This window comes from Enterovibrio norvegicus (genome assembly GCF_002876705.1).
GTDB classification, from domain to species: Bacteria; Pseudomonadota; Gammaproteobacteria; order Enterobacterales; family Vibrionaceae; genus Enterovibrio; species Enterovibrio norvegicus_B.
Window position 1 is genome coordinate 187666 of record NZ_MDAG01000001.1, and the last position, 8607, is coordinate 196272.

Consider the following 8607-nt stretch of genomic DNA (forward strand, 5'->3'; position numbering starts at 1 on the left):
AAATATGCAGTCAGGAAATGGAATACCGTCCTTTGATGTTGGGCAGGCGCTACAGAAAGCACCACCCGTGGATGACATGCCTACCACCGTTTTGTCGCGAGGGTTTGATCGTGTCGTGCGCTGGGTAGGGCATTGTATGTCGTGGGTGTGGGTCGTGTTGATGCTGGTGATCATTCTGAATGTCACCATGCGTTACGCCTTGGGGGAAGGGCGTATTGAGTTTGAAGAATTACAATGGCACCTCTATGCCTTGGGTTGGCTGGTGGGCCTGTCGTATTGCTATACCGCTGACAACCATGTTCGAGTCGACCTGTTTCGAGATCACTTTTCACCGCGTGTAAAAGCATGGATTGAATTGCTTGGCACTGTCTTCTTCCTTTTGCCTTTCATTGTATTAGTGCTGAATTACGGTGTGCCGTTTGTCGCCTATTCGTGGGAGTTGGGCGAGGTGTCTTCTGCGCCTGGTGGTTTGCCTTATCGGTGGGTGATGAAAGGCATTCTGTTGTTCAGTTTCGCGTTACTGGGTCTCGCTGTCATCGCTCGCATGTCGCGCGTGGTGTCCTTTCTGTTTCTTACGCCGCCGTCGATCACTGTTGTCGAACTGAACAGTGGCGACGCATTGAACGCAGCCAATGATGGCGATATCGAAAAACCTGATAAGGAAGGAGGGCGTAATGGAAATTAATGAAATCCTCGTGCTCATGATGTTTGGCGCGTTTGTCCTTCTGCTTTTTACCGGCTTTCCAGTGGCGTGGGTGCTTGGTGGTATTGCGCTGACTTTTGTGCCTATCGCCATGTTGGCGGATGAATGGTTCGATGCCTTTATCGGTATCGACTGGAACTATGTGTCTATCGTCATTCCTCGGATATGGGATGTTATGACCAACTGGGTGCTGGTGGCGTTACCCATGTTTATTTTTATGGGACTAATGCTCGATCGCTCTGGCGTGGCGGAAGACTTGATGGGGAATCTGGTCAAATTGTTTGGCAGAGTGCGCGGCGGTTTAGCCGTCACGGTAACGTTTGTGGGCATGCTTCTCGCCGCCTCGACGGGCATCATTGGCGCATCGGTTGTGTTGCTCGCTGTCCTCGGCATTCCATTGATGATGCGTGATGGATACAGCAAAGAGCTGGCCTGTGGCACCGTCTGTTCAACAGGGACGTTGGGCATTCTGGTTCCTCCAAGCATCATGCTGGTCATGATGGGGGATCGCATTGGTGTGTCGGTCGGGGATCTGTTTCTCGGCGCGGTCTTCCCCGGGCTGTTGCTTGCCTCTTTGTATGTCGCCTACATCCTGATTTTGGGGTATTGCAGATCGGATCTCGCCCCCGTGTCTGAATCCGCCGAGCACGTGACCTTGCCGATAGTCTTCAAAGCACTCAAAGCGGCATTGCCGACGGCGGCGCTGATCATCTGTGTGTTGGGCTCTATCTTCATGGGCATCGCAACGCCGACAGAAGCATCGGGCGTTGGCGCATTTGGTGCAACCTTGCTGGCATTTAGCCGTGGGCGATTAAACCTCTCCGTGTTCCGCGAAGTGGGGCGAGAGACCACCAAAACCACGGCGTTTATCTTTGCATTGATCGTAGGGGCAACCGCGTTTTCGTTGGTACTTCGCGGTTTGGGGGGCGATGAACTGATTGAGAAAGCACTAACAGGTCTGCCATTTAGCCCAACAGGCATTGTTATCACGATCCTCATCGTGACCTTCTTGCTCGGCTTTGTGCTGGATTGGATTGAACTCACGCTGATCATCTTGCCGCTCGTTGCGCCCGTGGTCAGTGGCTTAGGGTTTGATTTGGTGTGGTTTGCGGTGTTGTTTGCCGTGTGTTTGCAAACCTCGTTCTTGACGCCGCCTGTTGGCTTTGCACTTTTCTATCTCAAGGGGGTTGTCCCTGAGGGAATCAATATTACGCACATCTATCGGGGTGTTGTGCCTTTCATTGTTATTCAGCTCTTTGGTCTTGCCATTGTGTTCTGGGCTCCCGCTATCGTGACCTGGCTTCCTGCCTCGGTTTACGGCCCCTAATACGGCGCACTGGCCAGTTGGAATAACCCTCAATACCCACTGAGCCTATTGCTGGCTTAGTGCCTAAAAATACGCGTTTCACGTTACGTAGATTGCCATAAATACGACAAAACAGGCCGGGAGAGATCTGCGTGAAATATAGCGTTTGAATTAAAAAATTGATGAGGAGTCGCTATGTCTACATCCGTTTTATTGCCTCAGTTTATTGAAATCGGGGAAGGCGCCAGCCGAAAAGTGTCGGATATTTTGACCGCATTAGGTTGCCGAAATCCGTTAATCATCACTGACAAAACCATGGTGTCGTTGGGTCAAGTTGAGCTGATTCAGCGCCAACTTGCTCATAGTGGCATGGGAGATGATGTGTATGACGGCACCATCCCTGAGCCAACTGATGCCTCCATTCTTGATGGTGTGAAAGTACTGAGAAAAGGAAGCTATGACAGCTTAGTTGCCCTTGGAGGAGGCAGCGTTATCGACAGTGCAAAAGCAATGTCCGTGCTCGCCAAAAGCGGAGATTCGATGCGAGATTTCAAGTTTCCGCGCATCGTGTCTGAGGCGGGATTGCCGTTAATTGCGATCCCGACTACAGCCGGTACGGGGTCTGAAACCACGCGCTTCACTGTTATCACCGATGAGGTGAGTGACGAGAAAATGCTGTGTGTTGGACCGGCATTTATGCCTGTCGCTGCGTTGGTGGATGCATCGCTAACGCTTACCTTGCCAGCCCGTGCGACGGCGGATACGGGCATTGATGCCATGACCCATGCCATGGAAGCGTACGTCAGTAAAAAGGCCAACGCCTTCAGTGATTACAACGCGCTAGAAGCACTGCGCTTGATTGGCCCCAATTTGCGTACTGTGTGTAAGGAACCGAAAAACAGAAAAGCCCGGGAAGACATGATGTTGGGCGCAACCCTTGCAGGCATTGCCTTCTCAAATGCTTCCGTTGCTTTGGTGCACGGTATGAGCCGTCCGATTGGGGCTGCATTTCATGTTCCGCATGGCCTTTCTAACGCCATGCTATTACCCATTGTCACGGCCTATTCCATTCCTGCTGCGGCAGAGCGTTATGCCGAGTGCGCGCGCGCCATGGGGGTTGCCAACCCTCAAGATTCGACGGCCAGTGCAAATCAAAAACTGCTTGAGGAGTTAGAGGCAATCAATCGTGAGTTGTCAGTGCCCGGTCCGAAAGCGTTTGGCATTGATGAGCAGCAGTTCTTTGGTTTGTTGGAGAACATGGCAGAACAAGCCTTAGCGTCAGGTTCTCCGGGGAATAACCCGCGCGTTCCTGAAAGCGATGACATTGTTCACCTCTACAAACAGCTTTGGGCAACCGCGTCGTAACGAAAATGTTTGAGCAAAGAAAGCAATGTTTGAGTTAGGAAAGCAATGTTGGCGGTGATACGCCATGTGAGTGAAGTGAGAAAACCATAGAGATCCAATCAAACCAAAAAGCGATAAATGGCATTTAAAAAGGAGTAGTTTATGGAAACCATCGGACATTTGATCAACGGCGAAATCCGCGCCGACAGCGAAAACACGCAAGCGATCTTTAATCCATCCACGGGATCGGTTGAAAAGCGCGTCGTGTTGGGCGGTGTCGCAAGTGTTGAGGATGCGGTTGCTGCAGCGAAAGCGGCTTATCCCGTTTGGCGTGCCACGCCACCGATTCGTCGCGCTAGGGTGATGCAGGAATTCAAGCGACTCCTTGAAGCGAATGCAGACACCATTTGTCGATTGATCGGCGAAGAGCACGGCAAGATAAAACACGATGCGATGGGAGAGTTGCAGCGTGGTATCGAAAATGTCGAATACGCCTGTGGGGTGCCAGAACTGCTCAAGGGTGAACACAGCCGAAATGTGGGGCCAAACATTGATTCTTGGAGTGAGTTTCAGCCACTGGGTGTGGTCGCGGGGATCACGCCGTTTAACTTTCCTGTGATGGTGCCGCTTTGGATGTATCCCTTAGCGATTGCCTGCGGCAACTGCTTTATTTTGAAACCCTCTGAACGCGTGCCAGGCTCGACCTTGTTCGTTGCACAATTGCTGCAAGAAGCGGGGTTGCCACCAGGTGTGTTCAATGTCGTGAACGGGGATCGGGAAGTGGTTGATCAATTGATCGCCCACAAAGGAATAAGCGCAATCAGCTTTGTGGGCTCAACACCCGTAGCGGAAGCCATTTACACCAAAGCGAGTGCGCTCGGTAAGCGGTGCCAAGCATTAGGTGGCGCGAAAAACCACGCCATTGTGATGCCAGATGCCGACATGGATAACGCCGTGAACCAGCTTCTTGGTGCCGCGTTTGGGTCATCAGGAGAGCGTTGTATGGCGCTGTCTGTGGCGGTTGCGGTGGGCGACGCTGCCGCAGACATGCTGGTAAGCAAGCTCTCTGCTGCGATGGAAGATCTGAAAGTGGGTGCGTTTGAAGATGAAAGCAACGACTTTGGGCCTGTCATTACCGAAGCGCACAAAGAACGCATTCTCGGTTTGATTACCAGCGCGGAAGACGACGGCGCAGACGTGGTGGTTGACGGCCGCAGGCCTTATGTCGATGGCTATCCCTTTGGATTCTATGTTGGTGCGACCTTGATAGACCGCGTAACGACGAACATGGAAAGCTATCGACAAGAGATTTTTGGTCCTGTACTGCAAGTGGTCCGTGTGAACAGCATGGAAGAAGCCATGCAAATCATCAATGAACATGAGTATGGTAACGGTACCTGTATTTTCACCCGCGACGGTGAAGCAGCGCGTTATTTCTCTGATCACATTGAAGTGGGCATGGTGGGCATCAACGTGCCATTGCCGGTTCCCGTGGCGTATCACAGCTTCGGCGGATGGAAACGTTCCTTCTTTGGTGACTTGAGTGCGTATGGACCTGACGGTGTGCGTTTCTATACGCGCCGGAAAACCATCACACAACGTTGGCCTTCCATGAACGTAAGAGAAGGTGTCACTTTCTCTATGCCAACGATGAAATAGTAGATAGCTCGCACAAAACCGTAATTCGTTTCACTATTTGCGGTATCCGGAGCGCCTACAGGCTCCGGTTTACCGCACACTTGGCCTATAATGCGTGCATTGAAATTGGTCTCACAGGTCATAGGATGACGGAACAAAAAAGGGAAAAAGGATCATCGATTCTTCGGGTATTAGAAATCGTTGAAGCGGTTTCTCGTGCCGAGCGTCCACCCAGTCCCGCAGAGCTCGCCATTGAGTTAGACATACCTAAACCAAGTATTCATCGCTTACTTCAGCAGTTAGAGCGTGATGGGTTTCTGCAAACGAATATGCGTGGCCAGCTGGTGCCTGGATCGCGTTTGCACGATGTTGCTATGGGGGTACTCCACAGCACGCGCTTTAAGGCGAATCGCCAAGCCATCTTGCAGCACCTTTCCGATCACGTTGGTGAAACTTGCGGTATTTCCATTCCCAATGGTAAAGACATGATTTACTACGATCGCGTGCAAGCCAATTGGCCGCTTCAAATCAGTTTACCTGTTGGCAGCAACACACCTGTGTGGTGCACGGCAAGTGGGAAGTTGTATCTCAGTTCTTTGCCTGTTCGTCGTCGCCAGCGGTTGATCAATGACCTTCAACTTACGTCGTTAACGAGAAACACCATCATTGATCCCGCGAAGCTTGAAAAAGAACTGAAACAGATTGAACGAAGTGGGTTAGGGGTGGATAACGAAGAGTTTGTGGATGGAATGGTCGCGGTGGCAGTACCCATCAACAATTGCGATGGTGGGTTAGTGGCTTGCTTGTTCACACACGCGCCTGTTATTCGTAAATCCCTTGATGATTTGCTGCAATGTGAACCGCAACTGCGTGAAGCCGCGGCCAAGTTGGAAGACTTGATGAACCAAGGCATGTAGGTCGCTCTTGCCGATCTGAACCAAACTCTCAGCTAAAAAAGCGCATAACGGGAAACTGCATGCGCTTTTTTATGCCCAATGAAACCTGACGTGTCCATTATTTTAAATGTTGTCTGTATTAATAACTGATTATGTTGATCGAAATATTAATAGTGAGTGTCAACCTGCCATTTATTACGAGATAAGTTTCATTGCGACAATTTACAATCTTGATATAAAAACGTCTCACAAATGGTAATAAATAATAAGTAGTCATGAGAATGCTAATTTGGCGCCACTTTTTAATTATTAACGCGAGCAAGATCGATGTTAACGAATTGTTACGGTTAATTATCTCTACTACGCTATTTGAACCCAATAAAGGAGGTGGTTTGAAATGCGTAAATTATTACCCATGTTGTCACTCGCGGCAGCGACCTTTTCATTCTCTACTTTTGCCGCGCTTGGCAATCATCCCGTGGTGCTCGTTCATGGCTTACAGCCAGGACAGTTAGCCTCTCAACCCAATGCTGACGGCGTTCGTGCTGATGGTGAAGCATACTGGGAAGAGTTCTGGTTAACCCGAGCGGATGAACGAATTGATTGGCCTTCACAGGAACGGATAGCAGGTAAAATATCCAGTGATTATATTTGGCCTAAATTAAAACAACTCTCTCAAAATAATACTTGCGCGAACGGTTGTATATTTGTCACACACTCAACAGGTGACTTGGTTACACGTTATATTTTAGATAATCAAGAAAACTGGCTTTTAAACGAAGGTTTACAGCCTTTAAATATTATCTCCACGTTTGATTTTGCTGGAGCGGGTGGCGGATCTGAATTGGCAGACTTAGCCGTTAATGTTGCAGAAGGTGGCGGTGTTTTAAACGCAACGCTAAGATTGGCCCTCTCTTTGTGGATGGGAGAAATACCAAACAGTGAGAACACTGGTGTATTAAATGATCTAAAAGTCTCCAATGCTCGTCAAATAGCGCCATTCCCTGATGCTCGCGTTCCTCGTGTGCGCTTTGTGGGGGATGACAGCGAGTACTTTGGTGTGACATCACCGTTCTTGCCGGGTCATGATGATGGTGTGGTCTCTGCTCACTCCGCATGTGGTGCAAGTGCAACCGGTAGCTTCAGCAGTTGTTCACGATCTGTGGCGTTTGATGGCAAAGTCACGAACCAATCAAACGGCGTGTCGAGCTTTATGCCTCAGCATTATCCGATGCTGATGGGCGATGGCTATGGTCACGGCGAGCTGATTGGCAACAGTCACCAAGGCAAAGTGACGGCCGCAGACAGCGCGATCTCACTTGGCAACGGACAAACGGTGTCAGTTAACACCTCTGACTCTTGGTCTTGGTGGAACTGGGCGACGTTCCGTTACGTAGATGGCTCACAAAACGCCACCATGTCGGAGCTGGTCTCAGATCTGCTTTGAGTGTTTGTGGTTAAATGAAATCCGAAAGGCGGGAGGTATGAGCCTCCTGCCTTTCTGCTCTTTTTGCCATTACAGGTTTCTACACATATAGGCGAGATGCGATGGATAGAAAAGTGTTGCCCGTGTTGATTTGCGCATGTGTGTTGGCAGGTTTTATCACGGCGGTTTATTGGACAGACGATGCACCTAGCGCCGCAAAAGACAAGCCTGTCGACAACGCACCATTGATGGCATCCCCTCCGAGTGAGCCAGTGTTCGTCGCTGCCGTACCAAAGAAGACGGTAGAGCAGCGCGTTGAGCCGCCAATCGCCGTTTCTGAAGAAGAAATGCGGGTAGATATGCCCCAAGCAATCACGGCACAGCTTTCCCAAATTGCCCATACCTTCGAGCAAGAATTGTATTATCCAAGCTATTCCCAGCCGATTGCTGATGTGAGCAGCCCATACCTTACCCCGAATGCTTTCAGCGAAGTTGAAATGCCGATCCTCGGCGGAAATCACTCTGCCAGTATCGTGTTGGCACAATATCGATTCTTTTTCCCAGAGGCTGTGCCATTCAAAGTGCGCAGTTCATTGCCCGTGCAATCGCTTCGTTATGAGGTGATTGATATTGAGTCAAAAGAGGTATTGGCAACGGGAGAAAGTGACAGCAACCAAGCACAAATCACTGGGGAAAGTGATTGGCCACAGCAAGTGCGTTTGAAGGTGACGGCTTTGTTTTCAAACAAAGGACAATCCAGCGGCGGTGAAGAAGTGCTTACCACCGATTTTGGCTATCAACGTCCAGTGGCCAAAGTTGTCGGTCATCAGCCAGCGTATGCGGATGGGACAGATTGGGTGATCCCGGTCGACATTGATGCTACGGAGAAAGGTGTTTACCGATTACGTGCGAATCTGTTCAAAGAAGACGGTTCGCCTGTCGCTGTGCTGACGCAGAAAACCCGTTTAGGGGAAGGGGATGGCGAGATCATTCTTAAGGTACATAAGTCGGTGTTGAACAGCGGCAAAGAAACCTACCAGCTTAAAAATGTTCAGTTAGAGCGCATGTCCGGCAGACCCGGCGAAGAAGCGAGTTACGGCATCAGTGACTTACCGGTTTTGGATTTGGGCGAGCTAAACAATGACGCACTCTCTAGCGACCCGTACCAGCCATCAGAACAAGAGCGCCAAAAGCTAGAGTTCCTCAAGCAACTGGCGGGAGAAGCATAAGTGTTGCCAGTTACTGACTTTCTTTGCGCCAAATACTGTTCGTGCTCTTCCTGCTCTTCCTGCTC

Annotated in this window: 7 protein-coding genes; all 7 read left to right on the top strand. The window is 50.2% G+C overall.

What is annotated here, in order from left to right; genetic code table 11:
- Nucleotides 1-4: 4 nt before the first annotated feature.
- The 7 genes from BCT27_RS00940 to BCT27_RS00970 all read left to right on the top strand — a co-directional run bounded on the left by BCT27_RS00940 (nucleotide 5) and on the right by BCT27_RS00970 (nucleotide 8542).
- Nucleotides 5-685, top strand: coding sequence for a TRAP transporter small permease subunit (locus BCT27_RS00940; RefSeq protein ID WP_102394766.1), 681 nt, complete (start codon nucleotides 5-7; stop codon nucleotides 683-685).
- Nucleotides 675-2030 (top strand): TRAP transporter large permease, encoded by a 1356-nt coding sequence (locus BCT27_RS00945; protein ID WP_102394767.1) that lies wholly within the window; start codon nucleotides 675-677, stop codon nucleotides 2028-2030. The genes BCT27_RS00940 and BCT27_RS00945 overlap by 11 nt, the downstream gene beginning before the upstream one ends.
- A gap of 174 nt (nucleotides 2031-2204) precedes the next feature.
- The gene (locus tag BCT27_RS00950) at nucleotides 2205-3374 is read left to right on the top strand and encodes an iron-containing alcohol dehydrogenase (protein WP_102394768.1); all 1170 of its coding nucleotides are present in this window, start codon (nucleotides 2205-2207) and stop codon (nucleotides 3372-3374) included.
- Between the two features lie 141 nt (nucleotides 3375-3515).
- A complete protein-coding gene (locus tag BCT27_RS00955) occupies nucleotides 3516-5012 on the top strand; it encodes a CoA-acylating methylmalonate-semialdehyde dehydrogenase (protein ID WP_102394769.1) in 1497 nt (498 codons plus the stop codon).
- 125 nt (nucleotides 5013-5137) lie between these two features.
- The gene (locus tag BCT27_RS00960) at nucleotides 5138-5908 is read left to right on the top strand and encodes an IclR family transcriptional regulator (RefSeq protein WP_102316155.1); all 771 of its coding nucleotides are present in this window, start codon (nucleotides 5138-5140) and stop codon (nucleotides 5906-5908) included.
- A gap of 376 nt (nucleotides 5909-6284) precedes the next feature.
- Nucleotides 6285-7334 (top strand): hypothetical protein, encoded by a 1050-nt coding sequence (locus BCT27_RS00965; protein ID WP_102394770.1) that lies wholly within the window; start codon nucleotides 6285-6287, stop codon nucleotides 7332-7334.
- A 101-nt stretch (nucleotides 7335-7435) separates the two neighbouring features.
- Nucleotides 7436-8542, top strand: a complete 1107-nt coding sequence (locus tag BCT27_RS00970; protein WP_102394771.1) for a hypothetical protein — start codon at nucleotides 7436-7438, stop codon at nucleotides 8540-8542.
- Nucleotides 8543-8607 lie beyond the last annotated feature (65 nt).